General features: G+C 61.8%; 22 protein-coding genes. 5 read left to right on the top strand and 17 right to left on the bottom strand.

Translation table 11 applies throughout. The annotated features are described in order from the left end of the window. The first annotated feature begins 276 nt into the window (after positions 1-276). Entirely contained in the window at positions 277-2,169 is a 1,893-nt protein-coding gene (locus G9C82_RS01145; RefSeq protein ID WP_127013152.1) for a methyl-accepting chemotaxis protein, read from the top strand. 4 nt (positions 2,170-2,173) lie between these two features. Here G9C82_RS01145 and G9C82_RS01140 read toward each other — a convergent pair whose 3' ends face one another. The 7 genes from G9C82_RS01140 to glmS all read right to left on the bottom strand — a co-directional run bounded on the left by G9C82_RS01140 (position 2,174) and on the right by glmS (position 7,520). Continuing rightward, the gene (locus tag G9C82_RS01140) at positions 2,174-2,662 is read right to left on the bottom strand and encodes a cupin domain-containing protein (RefSeq protein ID WP_127013151.1); all 489 of its coding nucleotides are present in this window, start codon (positions 2,660-2,662) and stop codon (positions 2,174-2,176) included. A gap of 40 nt (positions 2,663-2,702) precedes the next feature. After that, positions 2,703-4,886, bottom strand: coding sequence for a DHH family phosphoesterase (locus G9C82_RS01135; RefSeq protein WP_127013150.1), 2,184 nt, complete (start codon positions 4,884-4,886; stop codon positions 2,703-2,705). Positions 4,887-4,950: 64 nt separating this feature from the next. Continuing rightward, positions 4,951-5,214 carry a hypothetical protein gene (locus tag G9C82_RS01130; protein WP_004961193.1) on the bottom strand — a complete coding sequence of 88 codons (264 nt, stop codon included), beginning with the start codon at positions 5,212-5,214 and terminating at the stop codon, positions 4,951-4,953. A 26-nt stretch (positions 5,215-5,240) separates the two neighbouring features. Beyond that, positions 5,241-5,873 carry a YIP1 family protein gene (locus G9C82_RS01125; protein WP_007190316.1) on the bottom strand — a complete coding sequence of 211 codons (633 nt, stop codon included), beginning with the start codon at positions 5,871-5,873 and terminating at the stop codon, positions 5,241-5,243. Positions 5,874-6,087: 214 nt separating this feature from the next. After that, positions 6,088-6,666: an NADPH-dependent FMN reductase gene (locus G9C82_RS01120; protein WP_004961190.1), complete on the bottom strand. Its 579-nt coding sequence runs from the start codon at positions 6,664-6,666 to the stop codon at positions 6,088-6,090. Between the two features lie 108 nt (positions 6,667-6,774). Further along, on the bottom strand, positions 6,775-6,936 hold the full coding sequence (locus G9C82_RS01115; protein ID WP_004961188.1) for a hypothetical protein: 162 nt from the start codon (positions 6,934-6,936) through the stop codon (positions 6,775-6,777). A gap of 137 nt (positions 6,937-7,073) precedes the next feature. After that, a complete protein-coding gene (gene glmS, locus G9C82_RS01110) occupies positions 7,074-7,520 on the bottom strand; it encodes a methylaspartate mutase subunit S (protein WP_004961186.1) in 447 nt (148 codons plus the stop codon). Between the two features lie 248 nt (positions 7,521-7,768). Here glmS and G9C82_RS01105 point away from each other — a divergent pair, with 248 nt between their 5' ends. After that, entirely contained in the window at positions 7,769-8,308 is a 540-nt protein-coding gene (locus tag G9C82_RS01105) for a GNAT family N-acetyltransferase (protein ID WP_004961183.1), read from the top strand. Positions 8,309-8,381: 73 nt separating this feature from the next. On the opposite strand, the gene G9C82_RS01100 is transcribed toward G9C82_RS01105, so the two are convergent. The 3 genes from G9C82_RS01100 to G9C82_RS01090 form a co-directional block, all read right to left on the bottom strand. Further along, on the bottom strand, positions 8,382-9,389 hold the full coding sequence (locus G9C82_RS01100) for a sodium:calcium antiporter (protein WP_127013149.1): 1,008 nt from the start codon (positions 9,387-9,389) through the stop codon (positions 8,382-8,384). Between the two features lie 47 nt (positions 9,390-9,436). Continuing rightward, on the bottom strand, positions 9,437-10,372 hold the full coding sequence (locus G9C82_RS01095; protein WP_127013148.1) for an A/G-specific adenine glycosylase: 936 nt from the start codon (positions 10,370-10,372) through the stop codon (positions 9,437-9,439). 124 nt (positions 10,373-10,496) lie between these two features. Then, positions 10,497-12,344, bottom strand: a complete 1,848-nt coding sequence (locus tag G9C82_RS01090; RefSeq protein WP_127013147.1) for a sensor histidine kinase — start codon at positions 12,342-12,344, stop codon at positions 10,497-10,499. A gap of 157 nt (positions 12,345-12,501) precedes the next feature. On the opposite strand from G9C82_RS01090, the gene G9C82_RS01085 reads away from it, so the two are divergent. Further along, positions 12,502-12,828 (top strand): hypothetical protein, encoded by a 327-nt coding sequence (locus G9C82_RS01085; protein WP_127013146.1) that lies wholly within the window; start codon positions 12,502-12,504, stop codon positions 12,826-12,828. Here the strand turns inward: G9C82_RS01085 and G9C82_RS01080 are convergent. Next, complete coding sequence (locus tag G9C82_RS01080; RefSeq protein ID WP_127013145.1) at positions 12,825-14,108, bottom strand: MgtC/SapB family protein; 1,284 nt, start codon at positions 14,106-14,108, stop codon at positions 12,825-12,827. The two genes, G9C82_RS01085 and G9C82_RS01080, sit on opposite strands and share 4 nt — an antisense overlap. 450 nt (positions 14,109-14,558) lie before the next feature. Here G9C82_RS01080 and G9C82_RS01075 point away from each other — a divergent pair, with 450 nt between their 5' ends. Next, positions 14,559-16,616: a histidine kinase N-terminal 7TM domain-containing protein gene (locus G9C82_RS01075; protein WP_127013144.1), complete on the top strand. Its 2,058-nt coding sequence runs from the start codon at positions 14,559-14,561 to the stop codon at positions 16,614-16,616. A 159-nt stretch (positions 16,617-16,775) separates the two neighbouring features. On the opposite strand, the gene G9C82_RS01070 is transcribed toward G9C82_RS01075, so the two are convergent. Further along, on the bottom strand, positions 16,776-17,051 hold the full coding sequence (locus G9C82_RS01070; protein WP_004518082.1) for a PadR family transcriptional regulator: 276 nt from the start codon (positions 17,049-17,051) through the stop codon (positions 16,776-16,778). Between the two features lie 722 nt (positions 17,052-17,773). After that, complete coding sequence (locus tag G9C82_RS01065) at positions 17,774-17,920, bottom strand: hypothetical protein (protein WP_004961170.1); 147 nt, start codon at positions 17,918-17,920, stop codon at positions 17,774-17,776. Between the two features lie 59 nt (positions 17,921-17,979). Between G9C82_RS01065 and G9C82_RS01060 the strand changes: the two genes are divergently transcribed. Further along, the gene (locus G9C82_RS01060) at positions 17,980-18,699 is read left to right on the top strand and encodes a hypothetical protein (protein ID WP_004961169.1); all 720 of its coding nucleotides are present in this window, start codon (positions 17,980-17,982) and stop codon (positions 18,697-18,699) included. Between the two features lie 3 nt (positions 18,700-18,702). On the opposite strand, the gene G9C82_RS01055 is transcribed toward G9C82_RS01060, so the two are convergent. From G9C82_RS01055 to glyA, 4 genes are all read right to left on the bottom strand, one after another. Then, positions 18,703-19,185 (bottom strand): NUDIX hydrolase, encoded by a 483-nt coding sequence (locus G9C82_RS01055; RefSeq protein ID WP_127013143.1) that lies wholly within the window; start codon positions 19,183-19,185, stop codon positions 18,703-18,705. After that, on the bottom strand, positions 19,186-20,079 hold the full coding sequence (locus G9C82_RS01050) for a bifunctional methylenetetrahydrofolate dehydrogenase/methenyltetrahydrofolate cyclohydrolase (protein ID WP_127013142.1): 894 nt from the start codon (positions 20,077-20,079) through the stop codon (positions 19,186-19,188). It lies immediately after the preceding gene. Positions 20,080-20,154: 75 nt separating this feature from the next. Further along, positions 20,155-20,745, bottom strand: coding sequence for a hypothetical protein (locus tag G9C82_RS01045; RefSeq protein WP_007190308.1), 591 nt, complete (start codon positions 20,743-20,745; stop codon positions 20,155-20,157). A 75-nt stretch (positions 20,746-20,820) separates the two neighbouring features. Then, on the bottom strand, positions 20,821-22,068 hold the full coding sequence (glyA, locus tag G9C82_RS01040; RefSeq protein WP_004961161.1) for a serine hydroxymethyltransferase: 1,248 nt from the start codon (positions 22,066-22,068) through the stop codon (positions 20,821-20,823). Between the last annotated feature and the right edge of the window lie 113 nt (positions 22,069-22,181).

The raw sequence follows: 22,181 nt of genomic DNA, 5'->3' as shown, positions 1-22,181 counted from the left end.
TCAGTTGATACTGCCGGATGAGTATTCTGTGTTTGAACGCAGCGTGTGAGTGACGGGTAATACAGCAACGCTGGGCTCCAACCACTATTTCCAATCCACTGGGTTGCGAGCAATCCATCATACTGCGTCCGCCTGCGAGCGTAAACGGGAGCCAGTGTCGGTTACAGGAGCGGCGTAAAGTTCTTTCAGTGCATGGAGTCCGTGGCAATACCGCAGTTCAGGAAATGATAATCTGCGCGAAAAGGTTAATTTGCGGTATCCATACCATGTGTGCATATGGCACAGCCAACGGGAGACATTGGGCAGCAAACAGATCGCAATCCAGGCCCAGTCGAGCGGCTAGAAAGCTTCGTATCCTATATCCCGGATGGTTCGACAATCCCGGACAAGCAGTGGCGCAACCGACACCGGAGTGTGGTGCTCGTGACATTGCTGCATATCCCGTTTCTGTTCGGGCTTGGCATCTACACCGGGTCCACTCCGATAGCTGAAGCGCAAATCCCTGCTACCGCGCTGCCACGGGTACTGTTACTCTGTGGGGTTGTGTTCGCCCTGTCAGCTGGGAGCCTCATCGCTCGCTTCAGGCGGCGTGTCAGGACAATCCTCTCAGTCACGGCGGTGTTTGTGTCGTCACTGGCCCTCGTTCAATTATCCGGCGGCTATATCGAAGCCCATTTTCATTTCTTTGTCGGGATGGCAATGGTTGCTGTGTACGAAGACTGGGTCCCATTCTTATGGGGATTGGCGTATGTGGTTCTCACCCACGGGTACTTTGGGACCATCGACCCGAGTCGCGTCTATAACCACGCGGCAGCAATTAACAACCCATGGGCGTGGGGGCTCATCCACGGTGGGTTCGTCCTGATGCTGTGTGTCGCCCTCGTGAACAACTGGGTGTCAACCGAGCGATCACGCGAGAAGTCACAGGAGCGTTTCGAACAAGCCGAACAACGCGCCTCGGAGATTGACGACCTTCAGGCCAAACAAGAGGAGATAGAGCGGAAACGCGCAGAGGCAAAGGAGGCCCGCGAGAAGGCGGAGGCAAAAATGCAGGCCGCCGAGCAGCAAAACACGGAACTCCAGGAGACAGCCAGCAGATTCAGCGAGGCGATGGCGGCCGCCGCTGACGGTGACCTGACGGTTCGCGTCGACCCCGACGTGGCCGACAACGAAGCGATGGCACAGATCGCAGAGTCGTTCAACAAGATGATGACGGAGACGGAGTCGGCGATGGAGGAGATACAGACGTTTTCGGAAGAGGTTGCAACGACGAGCGACCAGGTCACGGCCGGTGCGAACGAGGCGACCGGAGCCAGCGAGGACATGAGCGAGTCGATTCAGGGCATCGCCAGCGGGGCGGACGAACAACGGGAGATGCTCGAAACCGTCTCCGGCGAGATGACCGATCTGTCGGCGACCGTCGAAGAGGTCGCCGCGTCCGCCGAAACCGTCGCGGAGCGGTCCCGCGAGACGGCTGAGATTGCAGACGCGGGCCAGGAGACGGCACAGGAAGCGATAGCGGGCTCCCGTGAGGTCCAGACGGCGATCGACTCGACCGTTAAAAATGTGGAGCGATTGGACGAGAAGATGGCCGAGATCGGTGACATCGTCGAACTCATCGGCGACATCGCCGAACAGACGAACATGCTGGCCCTGAACGCCAACATCGAGGCAGCCCGGGCCGGGAACGGATCTGGCGGCGACGGGTTCGCCGTCGTTGCGGACGAGGTCAAACAGCTAGCTGAGGAGACGCAAACCTCGGCGAGCGAAATCGAACAGCTCATCGCGGAGACCCAGGCGCAGACCGAAACCACGGTCACGGAGGCACGGGGAGCCAAGGAGGACATGCAAGAGAGTACCGAAGCCGTGGAAGCTGTCGTCGACACGTTCACGCAAGTGGCTGAAAACGCCGAGGCGACCGACAACGGTATTCAGGAGATCAGCGACACGACCGATGACCAGGCCGCCACGACCGAGGAAACGGTGGCGATGGTCGAGGAAGCCGTGGACATCAGTGAGGCGACCGCCGCGGAAACCGAAACCGCCTCCGCGACCGCGCAGGAACAGGCCGCGTCCATGTCACAGGTCAGTGCCAGCATCGAATCACTCGCCGACCAATCGGAGCGGCTCCAGACGATGCTGTCGGAGTTCGAGGTCGGCAGCCGCTAGCGACTCACTCCTCCCAGTACTCTTTTTCGGCGTTCCTGTCGAGATACGTCGACAGCGTCCGGTCTGCTTTCTCGCCGCCCGGGGGCGACCCGGCGTACAGTCCGACCATCTCCCGGTCGGGGTAGACAGTGATATCCGGTTCTTCCATCGTCGAAACCATTAGCAGTCGGAGTTCAGACTCACCCGCTTCGATTTCGTGCGCGCTCTCCTCTCCGGCCGGGAGCGCCACGTAATCGCCCGGTTCCAGCGCGTGCTCGTCGGCCTCGGGGCCGAGCCGGAGCGTTCCCGTTCCGCCACGGACGAATATTGCTTCCTCGTTGCCCTCGTGGTAGTGGCGCACCCAGAGTCGCTTGCCTGGCGGCACCGCATAGAGGCTCGCGCCGAGTTGCTCACCCCCGGCGGCGTCACCGATCTGCTTGCGCTTGAACGTCCGGTCGCCGTGTTCGTGGTCGGTCCAGTCGAGGTCGGCTTCGTTGACGGGGCCGTCGCTCATGCCCGGTCAGACTGCCGGCAGGGAGAAAAAGTCTGTTGCGTTACAGTTCGTCGGCCAGCACGTCGAGCGTGGCGTCGAGGACGGCCGGGCGCTCGCCAGCCAGATAGCGGATGGTCCCCTCGCGGACGCTCCGTGTCGCGACGCCGCCTTCGGGAACTCGCTCGCTGACCTCGTTGACTAGCTCGTGCAGGTCCAGATCACCGTTGGCACGGACGTACATCGTGTCCGTCGAGATGCCGAGCACGGCGTCACTCTCGTCGCGGACATCCCGGTGGAGTTCGTCGAGCAGGAGCGACTCCGGCGGGAACTCGTACTGGTGAGTGAACGCGTCCGTGTCGAGCACGGCGATGTCAACGCCGTCAACAGTCCGGTGGTCAAGGTTGGCTCGGGCGGTGGACACCTCTTCGTCAACCTTCTCGCGGAACTGCTCGGCGATGTGGCCGGCCAGGCCGCCCACGTCTTCCTCGTCGTCACCGAACACGAGGTCGGTGATGAGTTCGCGCTTGTCCTCGTAGGACTGGTAGTGGGCTTCGAGGGCGACAGCTTCGCGGAGTTCCGACACCGCAGTCTCGTCGTAGCCGGCCTCGCTGGCGGCGTCGACGTACGGCTCGGGGATATCCTCCCAGAAGCTCACGGCCGGGAGGTGTTGCAGGTCGTCGCGAACGTCCTCGTTGACGTGTGCGGCGACGTTGGCCGCGAGCGCCGTCGAGGTGGTCTCGGAAACGGCGTCAGCCGAGGGCGAGACGACGGCGTCGACGGTGTCGACGACTGCGCCGTCGACGTCGATGTCGTCGATGACGACGCTCGGCGCGCCGTAGACGTTCAGCAGGTCGAAGCCGTCGAGGCTCTCGCGCGTGCCGCCGGCGGCGACGAAGACGAACAGCGGGAGCTTCTCCTCGTGGCGCTCTCGGTTGTCGAGCATCGTCGTCGTGTCCTTCGTTGCGTCGTCCATGTCGTAGACGCCGCCCTCGATAGGTCGCCGGTCGAAGTAGTGATACTTCGCGTCGGCGCGGCGGTGCTGCTCGGTGACGAGCGGGAGCGCCGCCCGTTCGAGCGCGCTGCCGGCGAGGTAGCCGTCCGCGGTGTTAGCGTGGCGGACGATGACCGGTCGGTCGGTCAGCACTGCTTTCCGGATCTGGGTCGCCGCCTCGACCAGTTCATCGGAGAGGGCCGCGACCGCCGTGTCTTCGGCGAGCGGGTCGGCCGTGTCGGGTCGGGCCTCGTCATCGAGCGCATCAGCGAGTCGCTGTTCGACTTCTTCGCGCTCTTCTGCTTCGAGCACGTCGAGGTCCTCGGTCTCGACCTGCAGTTCGCCACGTCGTTCACGGACGTCGCCCGACAGTCGAATGTAGTCGTCTTCTTCGACTTCGGGGTAAGCGCGGACACCCGCTTCGACGAAGGCCGCGCAATCGACAGTGCCGGTCTCGTCCTGCAGTTCGAACACTGTCGGCCCAGAGGTCTGTCGGATGCCGACGACTTCGCCTTCCAGCCGAACGTCCGCACCGACGTGGTCGTCAAGGTCGCCGATAGCCGCGGCGACCGGTTCATCGGTCGTCGTCTCGTCTGACTGGCTTGCCTCGCTCTCTGCGTCGGCTTCCTCATCAGACTCGGTCATGACGGCGGTGTTCGACCCACTGTCGTTGCCGCCAACGGACGCAGTGCCCTCGACGCGGTCGTCGTCGCTGGCTCGGCTGACAGCACCAGCGCTTGTGGAACTCTCGGAGTCAGGCTGGCTTGCGCCGGAGTCGTCGTCCGCACTCGACTCGTCGTCACTCTGGCTTGTTGACTCGTCGGCTGTCGATTCGGACGCTGCTTTCTCGTCCTCCTCGTCGTCTTCGTTCTCAAGCAGGACGGAATGGCCGATTTCCGGGTCGTCTACGAGGACGCCGCGGAACTCGCGTTCGGACTGGCGGATCGACCAGCCGAGGTCGACGTTGCCGTTGTCACGTACGTTTTTAACCTGGACGTAGACGGTGTCACCCGACTCCCAGTTGAGGGAATCGAGCCGCTGGTCCAGTTCGCTCCGGTGGAGCAGCCCCGTTACGCTGTCGCCGATGTCGACGAACACGCCGAACTCGGCGAAGCCGTCGACACTGCCGCGGTAGTAGCGGTCGACCGATAGCTGGTCGGCACGCGAGCCACGGAACTCGAACAGGGCGTCCTCCTCGTGGAGGTCACAGATGCGTCCTTCGACAGATTTGCCGCAGATGATACACGAACCCATTACACGGTGCAAGCATGTCGGGCCTAAAACGGTTGTCGAATTCCGGACGAGCCAAACGGGATCTCTATTCGAACATCTCGCTTTCCTCTTCAAGTAGCTCTAGCCCTGAAGCGACGGCTTTCGCCTGTTCCGGGAACAGGGCGACCTCGATTTCGCTTCCCTGTTCGTCTTCGAAGGCAATTTTCACGCGCTTGTCGCCGTATTCGCGAACGTCGACGCCGTCCACGTCGTACATCTTGATCGTCGCTTCCTTGTTTGAGGGACCGACGCTCTTGAACGCTCCATCCTTGAGTTCCAGCATGAACTGGTCGATATCAATACTGAGCATCGTGCGGAAACGCACGCCGGCGGACCCTAAAACCCGTAGTTAGCGGCCAGCACCGAGAGGGCCTGGAAGCCGCGGAAGCCGTAGCCGAAAATAATCGCGGCGGGGATGGCCCCGACGATTGCAGCCACCGGGAGCCTGACGTTGTGGACGACAGCGGTCCCGATCAGGTACAGCCCTGCGCCCCAGGCGGTGACGAGCACCCGGACCTCTGCGCTCGGCAGACCCGCCAGCAGACAGGGGGCCATCGCGTAGCACATCACCTGCACGGTCTCACTGACGCCGCCGCGGTCCGACGCGACGGGGAGCAACAGCAGCGTCTGCAACGCCGCCGTCAGATGTACCGTTGCCGGCGTGACGAACACGAGGATAGCAAACAGCGCCAGTACCGCAACGCCGGGCGAGAACCCGCCGATAGCGGGGTAATCGAACGGCCCTGTCGAAAGTAGCCCCCGCTCGGCCAGATTGACGACGGCATAGCGGCTCACCTCCTCGAAGAGGACAACCGTCGCCGCAAACACCAGCCCCGGAGCCTGGTCACCCGGCGCGACGCCAGTGCGGAAGAACCGCCGCGGACGCCGTAGTATCTCGACCCACGCACGCACCAGCGCGGTTGGCCCCCGGTCCCGGCCACCGGTCGGATTCTCGACCCACTGAGTCACGACCGTCTATAAGACGTGGGTCGGTTTGACCGTTTCCTTCTCTCGGTCAGCGGCCGCTCACAGCTCAGACACCCACGGCGGTCCTCGCGGCTAATCGTCCGCTCCTTCGAACCGGCCGCTCACGGCGCCGACACGCACAGCGGTCTTCGCGGTTAATCGTCCGCTCCTGCGAAGCGGATGCTCACAGTTCGGACACGCAGAGTGGTCCTCACGGCTAATCATCCGCTCCGACGTTCTCCGCACTCTCGAAACACGCCGGGTCCGGCTCGATGTTCGCGTACTGGACCGCTTCCTCGCCGAGGGTCACCACGCGTTCCTCGATGTCGGCGTCAACTATCTGGCCATCGGCGATATGGTTGCGCGCGTTCGGAACTGCAGCCTGATGTGGGATGACCCAGCAGTTCAGCGCCCGACAGACCGAGCGCAGGTGTTCGAGTGCGGTGATGGGAAAGCCCCCGCCAGCGACCGCCAGTAACCCCACGGTCTTGTGTTCGAACTCGTCGAACCCGCAGTAGTCGAGTGCGTTCTTTAGCACGCCGGAATAGGACCCGTGATACACCGGCGTCCCCAGCAAAACTGAATCAGCCGCGTGGATGCTGTCAGCGAACGCGACGGCGTCACCGGCCTCGCGGTGGTCGGCGTCGAACACCGGCAGGTCGAACTCCTGGAGGTCGAGCAGTTCCGTCGTCGCTCCCGTCTCTTCGGCGGCAGCGAGTGCGCGCTCGATGCCGACTCTGGTGTAACTCTGCTCCCTGAGACTGCCGACGACGCCGACGACGCGTGGTTCGGACATGGCAGACCTATGCAGTGGGGCCGATATATTGGTGGGGGACTAGGTGCGTCGCTAGTCTCGGTTCTGCTGCCGGATTACCACGATTACGAAGGTCGCTCTGGCCGACGTTCAGTTGTCGTGGTACACGTAGAGGAGGTTCGGATACGGGATGTACGCGACCCGTTCGAGCCCGCCACCGCCGACCTCCTTCTTCAGGTGGACACCGTTCGACCCTTCGACCACGTCGTGAATATTCTTGATTTCGGTACCGTCACTCAGCTCAGCAGTCATATGCGACATTGTATACCATACTCACTCTGGTCGTAAAGCATCCCGGGCTGTGCGCGATCGACCGGCAGCAGTAGCTGAGAGTGTTCCGGATTACGTATGGTTTGCTGGCGTGAGCGGCTAAAAAAGGCGTCCGTGGTTCAGGAGCCGAGCTGGACCTTCTCGGACGAGGCCTCCTCACGGGAGCGGTGGCCGAGGTCGGCTTTCAGTGCCTCGATGGCTTCCTCCGGGTCGGTCTCCGAATTGAAGACCCGGTCGAAGCCGAGCGCTTTGAACGTCTCCCGCGTCTCCTCGAAGGAGTCCTGCCCGACGGCGAGGTTGCCGCCGATGTACGTCGTCACGTCGAGTCCTGCCTCGTTAATTTGTTGCTGGAATCCCTGGCAGTCCTGCTCGGCGTGGCCGTACAGCGACGAAACGAGTATCGCTTCGGCGTCGTGTTCATCCGCAGCGTCGATGAACTCCGACTGGGACGACTGGACACCGAGGTTGACTACGTTGAACCCTGCCGCTTCGAACGCTCGTTCCAGAATGGTAATCCCAACGACGTGCGCGTCGGAGCCGATGACACCGAGGATGACTGTCCTCATACAAGAGCATCAACGGGTGTCACCTACATAAACCTAATGATAAACCATTATAGATAGTGAGAGAGATTCACACACCAAGGAGAGGATATTAGCCATGATAGCCCAAACGAACCGATAGACACAGCATCTATGGTACGCGACACGATTCAGCATCCGGCCGAGCCGCCGGGACTGCGCCGTCTATCGCGTCAGTCTACCCGGTGTAAAGCCGGCTCGGAACAATCACTCTGTCCGGCGTCGAGGCACAGATGACGGCTATCCGCCGAGCCTTCGACGCCGACGCCGACGGCATCCGCCGGGTCGCACGGGCAGCGTGGCACGACGCCTACGACTCGCTGGACTCCGAGGTCATCGACGAGACGATATCCGACTGGTACGCCGACCCACTGGGTAGCGCGCTCCACGGCTGGGCCGGCGGCGTCCCCGCCAACGACCTCGACGATATCGAGGCGACACTGCTGGTCGCCGAACAAGACGGCGAAATTATCGGCTTCACTCAGGGTATCACTATGCATACGATGGGAACGATGCTGCGGCTGTACGTCCATCCGGAGCACCACGGTGAGGGTGTCGGGACGGCACTGTACGACCGGCTCGAAGACATCTTTCTGGAGCACGGCGTCGAGCAGTTCCGGGCGCTCGACCTGGCCTCGAACGACCGGAGCCGGGAGTTCTTCGAGAATCTCGGCTTCGAGCGGACTAATGTTCGCACACTGACTATCGGTGGCGATCCCTACGACGAGGCTGTGTATTCCCGCGAACTATCGCCCGGAGAAGGCGATGAGTAAGCCCAACAGGGCAGTTTCCCGAGGGCATCGAGGGCGGATGCTGGCTCACCAGTGACGGCACTGTGGACCCGCCTCAAATACCGCTGACCGTCTCAATAAGCCCGACCGATTCGAGGGCCATCCAGCAGACGAACACCACGTACAGCCCAAGCAGGGTGTACGCTTCGCGGTCGGTGAGTTCGAGATCGGTCCGGATAAACACGATGAACACCAGCGTTGCAGCCCCGAGAAAGCCCATCGTCGGGATCGCCACGAGGAAATCGATGGTCGCCCGGCCCGCGAGGAGAACACCGACTGGAATCGCCACTAGCAGATTGAACGTATTGCTTCCCAGGACGTTCGTCAGGCTCGTGACGCTGTCGTCGTCTTTCGCCGCGCGAACGCTGACGAAGGCATCGGGAAGGCTCGTGCCGGCGGCGATAACGGTCAGCCCCCAGAGAAACGTCGGCGTCTCGAAGATGACACCGAGAGAGAGCGCGCCCTGAACCATCCCCTCGACGCCGACCGTGATGACGACGAGTCCGACCCCCAGCATTCCCCACTCCCGTCCCGGACGGACGCTGTGGGTTTCGTCTGCGACGTGCTCGCTGGCGTCCTGCTGGTGCAAGAAGACGTAGATGCCGTAGGTCACGAGCGGAATGGCAGCGAGCGTCGGGGTCAGGATAGCCGCCTCGTTCGTTCCGCCCGGGACGTACGTCGCCCCGAGCGCGAACACGATAAAGAGGATGAGGACGCTGATGACATAGAACTGGGCATCCTTGTGGACGATGTCACGCGTGGACCGAAGCTCCTCGCTCGAAAGCGCTGCGAGGGCCGGAATCACGAGCAGATTGAATATCGCGCTCCCGACGATAGCACCGACGCCCAGCGAGAATTCATTGTGGATGACGGTGCTGATAACGACTGAACTAATCTCAGGAAAGCTTGACCCGACGGCAACGACGATTGCGCCGTGGACCGCCACTGGTAATCCGTAGTACTTGCTCAGCCGTTCCGCGGCCCGCTCGAAGTAGGCACTCCCCTTCCAGATGACAGCGGTTGCGACGATGATAAGAGCGACCGAACCCGGCAAGCCAGCCATTGTGGACGTATTGACCGCATGGGTTCAAGGGTGTATGCCACTCGCGGTCAGCGCTGGAGACGCGCGACCGTCTCGCCATCGCCGACCTCGACATCGACCAAGCCGTCGTCCGCAAGGTCGTCCAGCAGGCCGCGGAGCCACTCCCGGCCGTACTCCCCCTCAGGTGCGTAGTCGACGCGCACACGCGGACCGAGTTTGTCCAGTCGCAGGTCGTCATACTCCTTGAGCGCCGAGATGACGCGGCCACGCATCTGTCGACGGCTCCCCTCGAACTCGGGTTGGGTCGGGACATCCGGTGCGGTGAAATCACCCGTTTCGTAGGCCGAACACCACTCCCGCCAGGGACATTGCGCGCCGTCACAATCTGGCGTCTTCTCGCAGGCGACACCGCCCAGTTCCATGATGGCGTTGTTCCAGACCCGGGACTGACCCTCGGGCATGAGCGCGCTCGCGGCCGCCTCGAAGTCCGAATCGTCGTCCGGCACGTCGAAGGCGCGATACAGGACACGCTTGACGTTCGTATCGACGACGGCATTCCCGTTGTTGAACGCGAAGGAGGCGACGGCGTTGGCGGTGTAGGGACCGACACCCATCAGTTCGCTGAGACCGTCCGGGTCGCGGGGCCACTCGCCGTCGTAGTCATCGACCACTTGATTGGCTGCTTCGTGGAGATACTTCGCCCGGTTGTTGTATCCCAGCGAGTGACTGGTCCAGAAGCCCACCACGTCCGACCGGTCGGCCGCTGCCAGTGCCGCCGCGGTCGGCCAGCGGTCCAGAAAATCTTCCCAGGCGTCGACGACCCTGTCCAGTTGGGTCTGTTGGCTCATCACCTCGGAAACGAGAATCTCGTACGGGTCTGTCGTCTCTCGCCACGGGTACGAGCGGTGGTCCGCCTCGTACCACTCCACGAGCGCGTTCTGGACAGCCGACGGGTCCGCGGGCACGCCTCCCGGGCGGTCCGTCGCTGTCGACTGGTCGGTCATACCCTCGCTTAGCCCTGTCCTGATTTGTGCGTGGCGGTCGTCGTCGCGCGTCCCATCGGCTGTCCGTCTGGAAAAATGCCGCCCCAGAATCGAAAGCAGCGTGCAATAGCGACAGCCGATAGTCTCAGTCGCTGGCTTCGGATCGTCCCCACTCGAACTCGGTTCCGTACCAGTCCGGTTCGTCCTCGCTGAACACGTCCGCGAACACGAACATCGCGCCGTCGGGGTAGGTCGTATCGACGTACAGCCGCCAACCGTGGGCTTCCGCGATGGTCTTGACGATAGAGAGGCCGAGCCCAGTTCCGTCCTCGCTCGTCGTGTGGCCGTACTCGAAGATGTTGTCGACCGCGTCGGTCGGAATCCCCGGCCCATCATCGGCAACGTAGAACCCGTGGTCCGTCAGCCCGACTGTGACGGTCACTTCCGGGCCGACGTGGTCGATGGCGTTGCGAAACAGGTTTTCGAGGGCTCGCAAGAGTCGCGTCCGGTCGGCGTCGATGGTTCGACTGCCCGCGACTTCGATGCTGGCGCTTTTGTTGTCGATGTTGTCCCACGCATCGGTGATGACGGCCGCCAGCGGCACCGGGGCCGTCTCCTCGACGCTTGCGCCCTTTCTCGTCAGCGTCAACACGTCGTCGATTATCGACTCGATACGGTCGTGTGCGTCCTCGAGTTTCTCGATGTGGGACTGGAGATCAGCCGAATCCGTCCCCGGGTCCGACAACCGCGTCGCAAGCAGTTCGACGTGCCCCCGGGCAACCGTGAGCGGGTTTCGGAGGTCGTGACTCAGCGTCGATGCGAATTCGTCCAGCCGCTCGTTCTGGCGCTCGAGTTCGTGGCTCGAACGCTCAGCTTCCTTCCGGGCTGCCTGCGCCTGCTGTATCTGTCTCCGGAGCGTGTCCCGCATATTTCCGAAGGCGTCGTACAGCCGCCCGACCTCGTCCTGCCGGGCTGTCGAGATGTCAACACCGAGGTCACCCTGTTCCATCGCCTGCGTCCGGTGACGGAGCTGTCTCAGAGGCCGAACCGTGTGCCGTCCGAAGAGGTACCCTGCGACGCCCAGCGAGATGGCTGCCGTCCCGATGACAGCGAGGAATCCCCAGCGGACGAGCCGGCTTGTTCCGTACAGCGACTCGCGCTCAGCGCTCGTCACAACCACCCACGACGTGCCGTTGACGGGTGTGTACGTTGCGACGCGGTCCCCAGTTTCGATGGTCGTCGTTTGGCCCGCTGTCGCGGCTCGGCGGCCGTCTTGACTGATGGGCGTGGAATCGCCCTGACCGCCGATAAGCGGGCCCCCGTCCCCGGTGAGCAGTTGCGTTTTGAACCCGTTGCGCCCATCGTGAAACTGTGCGGCTGGGACCCGGGCAACCAGAACTAGTGCCCCATCGCTATCGGGGACGGGGGTCACGAACGCAATCGAATAGCCGTCACCGTCCTCGTATGCTGTCGATCGCACGACTGTCTCAGTACCGGTGGTGTCGTTCATCGCCGCCAGTACAGGGGACTCCCAGACGGGTTCGACCGCCCACGGTGACCGGCCTTCTGTGCTCGTCTCAGTGCTGGCGACAACCATTTGGGAGCCGTCGACGGTGGAGACGTAGTGGAGCGAACGAACCTGTGACGACTCTGCCGTGGTGAGATACTGTCTGATATCTGTGGACGTCCCAGTGTCGTACACGCCTGCAGCTGCGATAGCAATCGTCTCCGTCTCGGTGGTCGTCCGCCACTGCTCGATACTGTCGGCGTGATGCGTGGCCGACGTTTCGAGGTCCGTCGCCGCGTCGCTGACGATCCGTTCCTGTATCTGCAGATAGCTGCCGAAACCGACGGCTGCGAGTACGATGACGATTACTGCCAGGGCGACAGCGAACTTCGCCGTGTAGCTCCTGTTCAGGACGACTGCGCGAAGCCGCTCTAGCAGCCCATCGGGTTGACTGGACGCTGCTGTCTCGTCCCCACCACCTGTCATTATCTGATCTGAATCCTTCGGTAGTTGACCGCTACCCATCGTTATGTTCAACCCATGATATAATTTATCATATGTTATACTCGTAGGGACCCGTGCTTCGAGGGAGCGGCCCAGACGAGTCGTAAGGGGTTTCCTCGCGCTCGTCGTCCTCTTTCGTATGAGCCTTGAGGATCTACAGGAGGATATCGAAGCGGCGTACGGCGACTTCGACGACGAGTTCGCACTCTCGATCGACCGCGAGACGCGCAACGAACTCGCGATGCTGTCAGTCGCACTCGACCCGGATGACCCGGACGAACTCGTCAGGCGCGCGGCTCACATGCTGTTCCAGTCGACCGTCGACCGCGGGACGCTGGATTTCCACCTCCGGTCGAGCTACGACTGCACGTACGACGAGTACCTCTCGGGGATGACCTTCGACCAGATGACCGGGAACGACTTCCCCAAGCAACAGGACAAGGACGACCGGCGCTACCAGTTTTAAATCAAGAGCCCCAGCGCCAGTACCGTGGCGACGCCAAGGACCACTGAACTCCAGAACGCGACACGCGTGGCGAAGGCGCGGTTCGGCCCCGGGGCAGTCAACGCTGCTTTGATCATGATGCTGGCGGCGGTTGCGGTCAGAATGGCGACCATCGCCGTCGGCCCGTCGATAGCGCCGCCGCGGTACAGCAACACGGCTGAGGTTGTCGCCCCGGCACTGGAAACGAGGCCACTGAGCGCCGACGTGATGTAGAGGCCCGCCGTCCCGAACTGCGTCTCCGCGAACCCGCCAGCGACCACGACCAGCAGGAATACCCCGCCAAAGGCAAGTGCATTCCGAAGCGAAAACGGACTTTCAAGCCCCATATCGACCGTCTCAGACCAATCAGCGGTGTATGCGGCGACAACGACACTGCCGACAATGACGGCCCCCAGCGGAACGATCGCTTCGACCAGAACGCCCCGCTGGATAGTGAAAAACACGGTAATGAGGAGGTTCCGGAGCGCCATCGCTGCGTCGGCCAGTAGAATCGCAGCCACGGCGTACGAGGTGGCGTCCGGCCGCTGTCGAACATGGTCGAGCATCGTCCCGACTACCGCCGTCGACGACGCAAGGCCGCCGAAAAAGCCGGTGACGGCGATACCACGGCCGCCGTACGTCTGGACGATGCCGTAGTTGACGATGCCGATGCCGGCGACGAACACTACCATCAGCCAGATGACGCGCAGTTCCACGGCCACGTCAACCAGTCCGCCGGGTATCTCGACCGGTTCTGACGGGAGCAAGGGGTAGATCACAAAGGCGATGATGGCGAACTCCGTCGCCGACCGCAGTTCCTCGCGGGAGAGCCCCCACGCCAGGGAATGGAGTTCCCGCTTGAGCACCAGCAGGAGCGACGAGAAAACCGCGACTGAAACGCCTTCGAGGATGAACCCCTGTGCGACCAGCGCCCCGATGCCGTATGCAACGAGCATCGATACAGAGGTAGTGAGTGAGAGCCCCTCTTCTTCCCCATCGTCAAGGAGTCCCTGCACTGCGAGCAAGATCCCTTGCACGATGACCAGCACGCCGCCGACGACGAGCAGCGCCTGGTTCTCGACCAGCGTGAACACCGCAGCGAGCAGGCTAATCAGTGCAAACGTCCGCACACCGGCTGACTTCTGTGACCACTCCCGCTCAAGGCCCAGAAACATCCCGAGCGCCCCCGCAAGCAGGATTCGAAACACGGTCGCCTGAATCGGCTCCGGGGATAGTTGCAGGAGGGTCGACATAGCGCCCATACGTGAGTTGTGAGTTAACAGTTGGTGATGTCATACATTCGTTCCGCACCCGTTTACCTGATGTCTAGTCTGAAATGTCCGAGATGCGGCGACTGATTCACTCCTCTCTCCGCTATGACAGCCTATTACATCTCTCGGAAGTTGTCTCTGGCTTGAGAGCTACATACTGGCATGAAACAGACAGTGTATTCTGCCGATAATCGAGGCTGTATGCGTGAAATATTACATCATCGCTCTTAGCACAGACACACCTCCGCCCTCAGTTTCCGGTATTTGTATTCCCACGAGTATCACTCAATCAAACATCGACTACCTGATTGCTGTCTACTGTCTTCCGTTATCCATGGATAAGACGGCATATTCAGGCATAATGTATGTACTCACAGACATACTTATTCAACATTGATAATAGAAGGAAGTTATAAACAAGCCCTAAATCAACTCCTTTGTGTGGGATTAGCGCCAGGCATACCGACGTGGATTCTCCTCATCGCTTTCGGTATAAATCTGGGAATTGCTGGCATTGCGATCCGCCGGAGGGGAGTCCGCGGAGCGGTCCCGCTCGCCGCGATAATGGTCTGCGTAGCGGTTTATTCGCTCGGTAACGGCATACTGGCAGCAAGCACGTCTATGTCGACGTACCGGGCCGGTCTCCTTGTCAAATACCTCGGGTTGCTCGGACTCGGGCCAACGCAGTTCTGGTTCGGGCTGACATACAGCGGCCGGGAATCGGTTCTCACTCGCCGACGCTGGGCGCTACTGCTCGCTCCGCCGGTCGTCATTTTGGGGTTTGTCGTGACCGCACAGTCACACGACCTGATGTGGACCCTCGACGGGTTCGTGCAGGGACCGCCGCTCGCGAATCCAGAGCGCGAGAACGGCCCCATCTTCTGGCTCAATCTCCTGTACCAGTATAGTCTGATAGGGACGACGTACGTCATCGTCGCGCTCTTCGGACTCAGGCGGAGCGGTCGGTACCGAACACAGGCGACGTTGATGTTGCTTGGCGGCATTATTCCGCTGATTGCGAGCGTGGTGTTCGTCTTCGGCAGCGGTCCGATGGGATCCGCAGACCAGACGGCGTTCGCATTCACTTTTACCGGGATTGTCTTCGCGATCGCGCTCTTTCGCTTTGACCTCCTTGACCTGATGCCCGTCGCGAGGCACACGCTCGTCGAAGAAATGGCCGACCCCGTCTTCGTCGTCGATAAAGACGAGCGGCTTGTCGACGTAAACGAGACTGGCGCAGCCCTCCTCGACAATGAAGGGACGGCGCTGGGCCGGTCTGCGACGGAGATCATGCCGCCCTACGACTCGCTACCAGACGGCGACGACAGTGCCGACGCCGATGTCGTCATTGAGTCCGACAGTGGGCCCCATTACTTCGATATAAACCGTTCAACGCTTACCGACCAAACTGGCTCGGTGATCGGAAAACTGCTCATCTACCGTGACGTGACTGAGCGCCGTATCGCCGAAGAGCGGTTCCAGCGACTCATCGAGCGGTCTTCGGATATGGTAACTGTACTGGACGAAGGCGGGGAGTTCACGTACGTCAGCCAACCGGTCGAAAAGATACTTGGATACGAACCCCCCGAGCTGGTCGGTGAGAACGTCGTCGAATACATCCATCCCGACGATAGACAGGGTGTTGCCGAGGATTTGGATAAGTACGTCGACGATTACGGCTACTCCGGCACGTACGTCGTGCGATTCCGCGACGCAACGGGTGACTGGCGTTTCATCGAAGCCCGCGCAACAAATCTGCTTGCCGACCCGTTCGTCGAGGGCATTGTCCTCAACTCCCGAGACGTGACCGAACAGCTACAGCGGAAACGAAAGCTGGAACGGCAGAACGAACGGCTCGACCAGTTCGCGAGTATCGTCGCTCACGACCTCCGGAACCCACTGAACGTCGCAAGCGGACGCCTCAGCCTACTTGAGCGCGATGTCGATGATAGCCAAGACGCGTCGATCGGCACGATACAGGAGCAACTCGAGCGCATGGAATCGATCATCGACGACTCGCTCATGCTGGCTCGCTCAGGTGAAACGGTTACTGAAACCAACGAGGTTGACCTCGAGATGATCTCCTACGATGCCTGGCAGAGCGTCGAGACTGACGGGGCGACCCTCGTCGTCGAAACGACGCTCCAACTCGACGGTGACCGTAATCGGCTCCGGAATCTGTTCGAGAACCTGTTCCGGAACAGCGTCGAACATAACGAGTCGACCGACCTGACTGTCGAAGTCGGGTCCTTACCCGACGGCGTCGGCTTCTATGTTGAAGACACCGGCACGGGCATCCCCAACCAAGAGCGCGACGCCGTGTTCGAACAGGGATATACGACGAACACGGAGGGGACAGGGTTCGGCCTCGCTATCGTTAAAGACATCGTGCAGGCCCATGGCTGGGAAATCTCGGTCACTGAGGCCGAGAGCGGCGGAGCCAGGTTCGTGGTCGAGTGCCACGAGTCACCGATGGTGAACCAACCTGGCACCACATGACGCTGAACGACTCCGTCGACTGGGCTACAGGCGTACAAGGTGTTGTATGTCTCCAGCGACGAATGCCGTCATCGTAGCGTTATCCGCTCCCGTCACCGAAGACGGACTTATCACTGCCGACGATACGACGGCCTCAGCACAAGCCGCGGTGCAACATCCTCAGAGGTCGACGTACTGGTCTTCCCACTCGCGGCGGGCGTCTATCTCACGACGCCCGCGACGCGTGAGCGTATAGAAGTTAGTCCGGCGGTCGCGCTGGCCCTTTTCGACCAGCCCCTTGTCGACAAGCGTGTCGAGGTTCGGATACAGGCGACCGTGATGGATTTCCTTCTCGTAGTACGCTTCGAGTTCCTCCTTGATAGCTAAGCCGTGGGGTTCCTCCCTGCCAGCGATCACGTAGAGAAGGTCACGCTGGAATCCTGTCAAATCGTGCATCGATTCTCCTATGTAATGATTTAGTATCTATACTGTTAAATATATCGGCCCAGAGAACTTGAGGTGGTTTCAGTAGTTTCGGGTATCGAATTTTCTGTATTTAGGCCCTCAGTCATCGTTTTGTCCATACGGTAAATACAGTCAGTATATCATCATTCTCCGGAAACTGATGGCAACAGTATTATTTGTCAGCCCAGGAGAGAGATGATAGAACGGTCCTGTGTGAAAGCAAGGCTGTAGTTGGCCCCACCGTCATCGCGGCAGAACGCAGAGCGATAGCTGACTCTCTGGAAGACCGGGTTGCGACCACGCTCAACGTGGAGGAGAGAAGGCCACGTTCACGCCGACAGTACAGGTCGCGTCTGAATTGAAAGTAGAGCGCGGTGGTCCAAGGGCGGCAATGGGAAACTCACTAATGAGGTCAAACTGGAATGGCTTGGGAGCGCGACAGAGGCAGACCTGTTCAGCAAGTCCATCACATCGTCCAGTAGTCACTTTCTGGACGTACAGAAATCACTCGTGTCAGGTTGTTTGCAGCGAAGTAAGTGGAAAGCGGTCGCGAAAAACGCGACCGCTTGCCGCCCTGAATTGGTCCCCGCTGACGCTTCGGCCCTCCAAGCGAAGCGTCACTTGGTCGAATGGGGCAGAATAACTTAAAAGTACCGGCCCCGTCCAGCAGATGTTAGTTATCGAATTAGAATCGAATGTAAGCTGTAACTAACCTAGATGTGTTCTTCCTCAAGTACCCATCCAAGTGCCCGCTTGTAGTGGGTAAACATCATTCGGACCCGCTCGTGGTCCATCTCCTCGTCGTCTAACTGTTCAGCAAGGAACTCGTACTGCTCACGGATCTCGTCTTCCGAGCGCATACGTTGGTGTAGACAGCCCTCACGGAACAATCTTGAGGGCTGCCCTCTCAGCATCAGGTATGAAAGTCCGCGGGGAGCGCGAGTGTCAGGACTGTGGCACGCGGTGGCGGTACTACGAGACGGGAAGCATTGCCTGTCCGGACTGTGGCAGCATCCACAGTGTCGGCATCGACGAGCACACCGAACACACCGACGCACCGGCCACGCTCGACCTGACGCCGGTGCGGAGCCGAATCGATGCGGATACGACCCGAGAAGTCGCCGACGCGGCAGCGGAGCGCTGCCGGGAGTACACGCGCAAGCGAGGGTTCATCGACGCGGGCGAGCTCCGCCCGCTCGACCCGACGTTCGTCGCCGCGGTCGAACTCCAGCACGTCGGCGCACACCTCGCTCGAGAGTTACGCAGCGGCGACCCGGCAGAGCGGTACTTTTATGAACTGCTCGGCGGGGCTGATGACGGCGACCGTCCGGCCGTCGACGAGGTCCCGTCGGCCCTTCGCGTGCCGTACGGGCTGGCGATGGCGGCCGCTGTCGACAGCTATCAGCGCGACGTGCGGACGTATCTGGACGCCAATTCGGAACCGACCGCACGACAGCTCTCCGGTCGGATTCGCGACCATCGAAAGCGGGTCGAGGCGCTGGACGGCGATGTCGACCCCGCGGACGCGAACCGCCTCGTCCATGCAGCGCGGGACCTGGGGTCGTACATCACCGGCGACGAGAGCGCCTTCGTCAGAGCTGAAAACTGGCTCACCGGAATCGAGGACGACACGGTGTAACCGTCACCGGAGTCGCCGTACAAGCGACTCGTCCAGACAGTTTTCGGGAACCGAGTCCCGCCACGTGACGGTCTCTATCGATTCACCGTCGAGGCCGGGGTCCGACGCGAGCGCCGTTGCATCTGCCGTCCCGCGATAGGTCCCGAAGAAGAACGTCGCCTCGCGGTCGCCGTCGGTTACTGTGACCTCGGTGACGGCAGCCAGTTCGTCGACAGCGATACGCACACCGGTCTCCTCGCGGACCTCGCGGCACACTGCCTCCTGACGCGTCTCGCCGGTTTCGACGCCGCCGCCTGGGAGCTTCCAGATGTCGTCCTCGTAGACGAACAGCAGGCGGTCCGCCGGGTCGGTGACGAGCGCGCCGACCGCCCAGCGAAGGCCGCGGTCAGCACGGGCGCGGACACCGTCTACGCCCGCTGTGTCAGTCTCTCTGGTTACTCGGCGGGTGTGCACGTCGCGGTCCGCAAAATCCGCAAGCGTCGGCATTCAGGGGAGGTCGACGTCGATGTCGTGTTGCAGGCCCGTCGCTTTGACCGTGTTGTACAGCAACATCGCGCGAGTCATCGGGCCGACGCCGCCGGGGACCGGCGTGATTGCGCCCGCGACCTCCTTTGCGCTCTCATACTCCACGTCGCCGACGAGTTCGTACCCCTTCTCCGTGTCTGCGTCGACGCGGTTGATACCCACGTCGATGACCGTCGCGCCCTCCTGTATCATCTCGCCGTCGATCATCTCCGGGACGCCGGCCGCAGCGACGAGGATGTCGGCGTTGCGCGTCCGTTCGGCGAGGTTCTCGGTGCGGGAGTGACACACCGTCGTCGTCGCGTTGCCGCCCGGTGCTTTCTGGATGAGCAGATTCGCCATCGGCTTGCCGACGATGTCCGAGCGGCCGACGACGACGGCGTCCTTGCCCTCGGTGTCAACGCCCACACTCTCGATGAGCTTCTGGATACCGTGGGGCGTACAGGGCTTGTAGCGGGCGTCGCCGGCGACGAGCCGACCGACGTTTTCCGGATGGAAGCCGTCGACGTCTTTCATCGGGTCGATGGCGCGCAGGACCGACCTGTCCTCGACGTGGTCGGGGACCGGCATCTGGACCAGAATACCGTTGACATCCTCGTCGGCGTTGAGGTCCTCTATGGTGTCGTACAGTTCGGCGGCGTCCGCGTCGGGGTCAATGTCGATGTCGATGGCCTCGATACCGACCTCCTCGCAATCGTCCTGTTTCATCGAGACGTACGTCTCACTGGCCGGGTCCTCAGACATCAGCACCGTCGCCAGCGACGGACGGTGGCCGGCATCGGCGAGGCGGTCGATGGACGCAACAAGGTCGTCCCGAATCGACTGTGCGACGGCGTTGCCGTCGATAATCTCTGTCATTAGGTACAACGGCGGCGCGGGGCGGTATGAACGTCCCGGATTTCAGTCAGACGCGACAGGCTAGCACGCTCCCACTCAGGGACAGTCCGACTCGGCAACCGACTTGCGCTCGGCTCCCTGCTGGATAGCCCGCGTCGCGCCGCTCGGGACAGCCACCGTCATCGCCTGCCCACCGTACTCGTGGGTCTGGTCGTGCCCCCGGACCACGACACAGCCCACGTCACTGGGAATCGTAATCATCGCCGACCGGGTGAACGGGGCCGTCGAGTGAGCGTGCAAGAGGTCCCGGCGGCCGAGTCTGTCGCCCGCCAGGGTTTCGACCTGCCACCAGTTCGCGTAGCCGTCCTCGCCGTCGTCGTCATGATAGAGTGTGACGTCGAAGCGGTAGTCGCCGCCGTCCTCGTCACTGACCTCAACGCCGACGACGTTGGCCTCCCGCAGGTCGAGTTCCTCGCCATCGGTCGTCTGGCCGGCAGTGGCCCGCTCAGTTGTCACAGTAGCAGTGTCCGTTTCTGACACCGTGGCCGCCGCAGTCGCCTCGCTCCCGCTGCCATCGCTCTGTCCGGTTTCCGCCCCGGACTCGACATCAAACTGCGTACAGCCGGCAAGTATCGACAGGGACGCGCCTAGTGCAGAGAGTAGCCGGCGCCGAGTTGTGCGGAGCATACCGGACGTGTCGGCTGGAAATGGTAAAAAGTGAGTTGCGAAGTGTGCGGATAGCAGAACCGCAGGCTTCCGGCGTTATTCGTACAGTGTGTACTCGTCGGTCATCTCGTCCACGCGGTCGCTGACTTCCGCGACGACATCGTCGTCGTGGGGAGCGTCGACGACCTTGTAGATGAGGTCCGCGACCTCGCGGCAGGCGTCCTCGTCGAAGCCACGCGTGGTGAGCGCGGGCGTGCCGGCGCGGATGCCCGAGGGGTTGAACGCCGAGCGGGTCTCGCCGGGAACCGTGTTGGCGTTGAGGACGATACCAGCTTCCTCCAGCGCTTCCTCAACTTCCTTGCCGGTGGTGTCAGGATGGGACGGCCGGAGGTCAATGAGCACGAGGTGGTTGTCCGTGCCGCCGGAGACCAGCGAGAGGCCGTGCTCTTTGAATTGTTCGCCGAGCGCAATGGCGTTGTCGACAGTCTGCTGGGCGTATTGCTCGAACTCGGGGGCAAGCGCCTCACCGAAGCCGACAGCCTTGCCGGCGACGTTGTGCATCAGCGGGCCGCCCTGCGAGCCGGGGAAGACGGCAGCGTCGATGTCGTCGGCGTACTCCTCGTCGCACATGATGATGCCACCGCGGCCGGCGCGGATGGTCTTGTGCGTCGACCCGGTGACGAAGTCGGCGACGCCGACCGGCGACTCGTGGACGCCGGCAGCAACGAGACCAGTGATGTGAGCGATGTCCGCGAGGTGGTAAGCGTCGACCGCATCGGCGGCTTCCTGAATCCGCTCGAAGTCGACCTCTCGGGGGTACGCCGAGTAGCCCGAAACGATGATATCCGGTTCGAACTCCTCTGCGTGGTCGTGGAGCCCCTCGTAGTCGACGTAGCCGGTTTCCTCGTCGACCTTGTACTGTTCGACTTCGTACACCTGCCCGGCGAAGTTCGCCGGGTGGCCGTGCGAGAGGTGGCCGCCGTGGGTCAGGTCAAGCGAGAGGATCTTGTCGCCGGGTTCGAGGACGCCGAGATAGACGCCCATGTTGGCCTGTGAACCGGAGTGTGGCTGGACGTTGACGTGGTCCGCGCCCCATAGCTCTTTCGCGCGGTCGATAGCGAGTTCCTCGACGTCGTCGGCGTACTCGCAGCCGCCGTAGTAGCGTTCGCCGGGATAGCCCTCGGCGTACTTGTTCGTCAACTCGGAGCTCTGTGCCTCCATCACAGCCTCGCTGACGTGGTTCTCACTGGCAATCATCGCCAGTGTGTCGTTCTGCCGGCCTCGTTCGCCCTCAAGGGCGTCTGCAACTGCCGGGTCCGCTTCCCGTACGGTTTCGTAGCTCATGTATCCGATTCAGGACCGATACGACAATAATCTACCCTTTGACCCACGCGCGTGTAATGTTATCAATGCTCGTTCGGTTCCGGGGTGTGGTGGGCGGTGACGACGTGCTGACA

The organism is Haloarcula sp. R1-2, assembly GCF_011627385.1.
Taxonomy (GTDB): domain Archaea; phylum Halobacteriota; class Halobacteria; order Halobacteriales; family Haloarculaceae; genus Haloarcula; species Haloarcula marismortui.
The sequence above is the reverse complement of the archived record's forward strand: the minus strand, read 5'-3'. Positions and strand labels throughout refer to the sequence as shown.

Bases quoted from the DNA above. Each gene is read 5' to 3' on its own strand.
- glmS (WP_004961186.1), bottom strand. From the start codon at position 7,520: ATGAGGACAGTCATCCTCGGTGTCATCGGCTCCGACGCGCACGTCGTT.
- G9C82_RS01070 (WP_004518082.1), bottom strand. From the start codon at position 17,051: ATGCACGATTTGACAGGATTCCAGCGTGACCTTCTCTACGTGATCGCT.
- G9C82_RS01145 (WP_127013152.1), top strand. From the start codon at position 277: ATGGCACAGCCAACGGGAGACATTGGGCAGCAAACAGATCGCAATCCA.
- G9C82_RS01080 (WP_127013145.1), bottom strand. From the start codon at position 14,108: ATGGGCGCTATGTCGACCCTCCTGCAACTATCCCCGGAGCCGATTCAG.
- G9C82_RS01100 (WP_127013149.1), bottom strand. From the start codon at position 9,389: ATGGCTGGCTTGCCGGGTTCGGTCGCTCTTATCATCGTCGCAACCGCT.
- G9C82_RS01115 (WP_004961188.1), bottom strand. From the start codon at position 6,936: ATGACTGCTGAGCTGAGTGACGGTACCGAAATCAAGAATATTCACGAC.
- G9C82_RS01140 (WP_127013151.1), bottom strand. From the start codon at position 2,662: ATGAGCGACGGCCCCGTCAACGAAGCCGACCTCGACTGGACCGACCAC.
- G9C82_RS01130 (WP_004961193.1), bottom strand. From the start codon at position 5,214: ATGCTCAGTATTGATATCGACCAGTTCATGCTGGAACTCAAGGATGGA.
- G9C82_RS01085 (WP_127013146.1), top strand. From the start codon at position 12,502: ATGAGCCTTGAGGATCTACAGGAGGATATCGAAGCGGCGTACGGCGAC.
- G9C82_RS01045 (WP_007190308.1), bottom strand. From the start codon at position 20,745: ATGCTCCGCACAACTCGGCGCCGGCTACTCTCTGCACTAGGCGCGTCC.
- G9C82_RS01095 (WP_127013148.1), bottom strand. From the start codon at position 10,372: ATGACCGACCAGTCGACAGCGACGGACCGCCCGGGAGGCGTGCCCGCG.
- G9C82_RS01065 (WP_004961170.1), bottom strand. From the start codon at position 17,920: ATGCGCTCGGAAGACGAGATCCGTGAGCAGTACGAGTTCCTTGCTGAA.
- G9C82_RS01135 (WP_127013150.1), bottom strand. From the start codon at position 4,886: ATGGGTTCGTGTATCATCTGCGGCAAATCTGTCGAAGGACGCATCTGT.
- G9C82_RS01120 (WP_004961190.1), bottom strand. From the start codon at position 6,666: ATGTCCGAACCACGCGTCGTCGGCGTCGTCGGCAGTCTCAGGGAGCAG.
- glyA (WP_004961161.1), bottom strand. From the start codon at position 22,068: ATGAGCTACGAAACCGTACGGGAAGCGGACCCGGCAGTTGCAGACGCC.
- G9C82_RS01105 (WP_004961183.1), top strand. From the start codon at position 7,769: ATGACGGCTATCCGCCGAGCCTTCGACGCCGACGCCGACGGCATCCGC.
- G9C82_RS01055 (WP_127013143.1), bottom strand. From the start codon at position 19,185: ATGCCGACGCTTGCGGATTTTGCGGACCGCGACGTGCACACCCGCCGA.
- G9C82_RS01060 (WP_004961169.1), top strand. From the start codon at position 17,980: ATGAAAGTCCGCGGGGAGCGCGAGTGTCAGGACTGTGGCACGCGGTGG.
- G9C82_RS01090 (WP_127013147.1), bottom strand. From the start codon at position 12,344: ATGACAGGTGGTGGGGACGAGACAGCAGCGTCCAGTCAACCCGATGGG.
- G9C82_RS01050 (WP_127013142.1), bottom strand. From the start codon at position 20,079: ATGACAGAGATTATCGACGGCAACGCCGTCGCACAGTCGATTCGGGAC.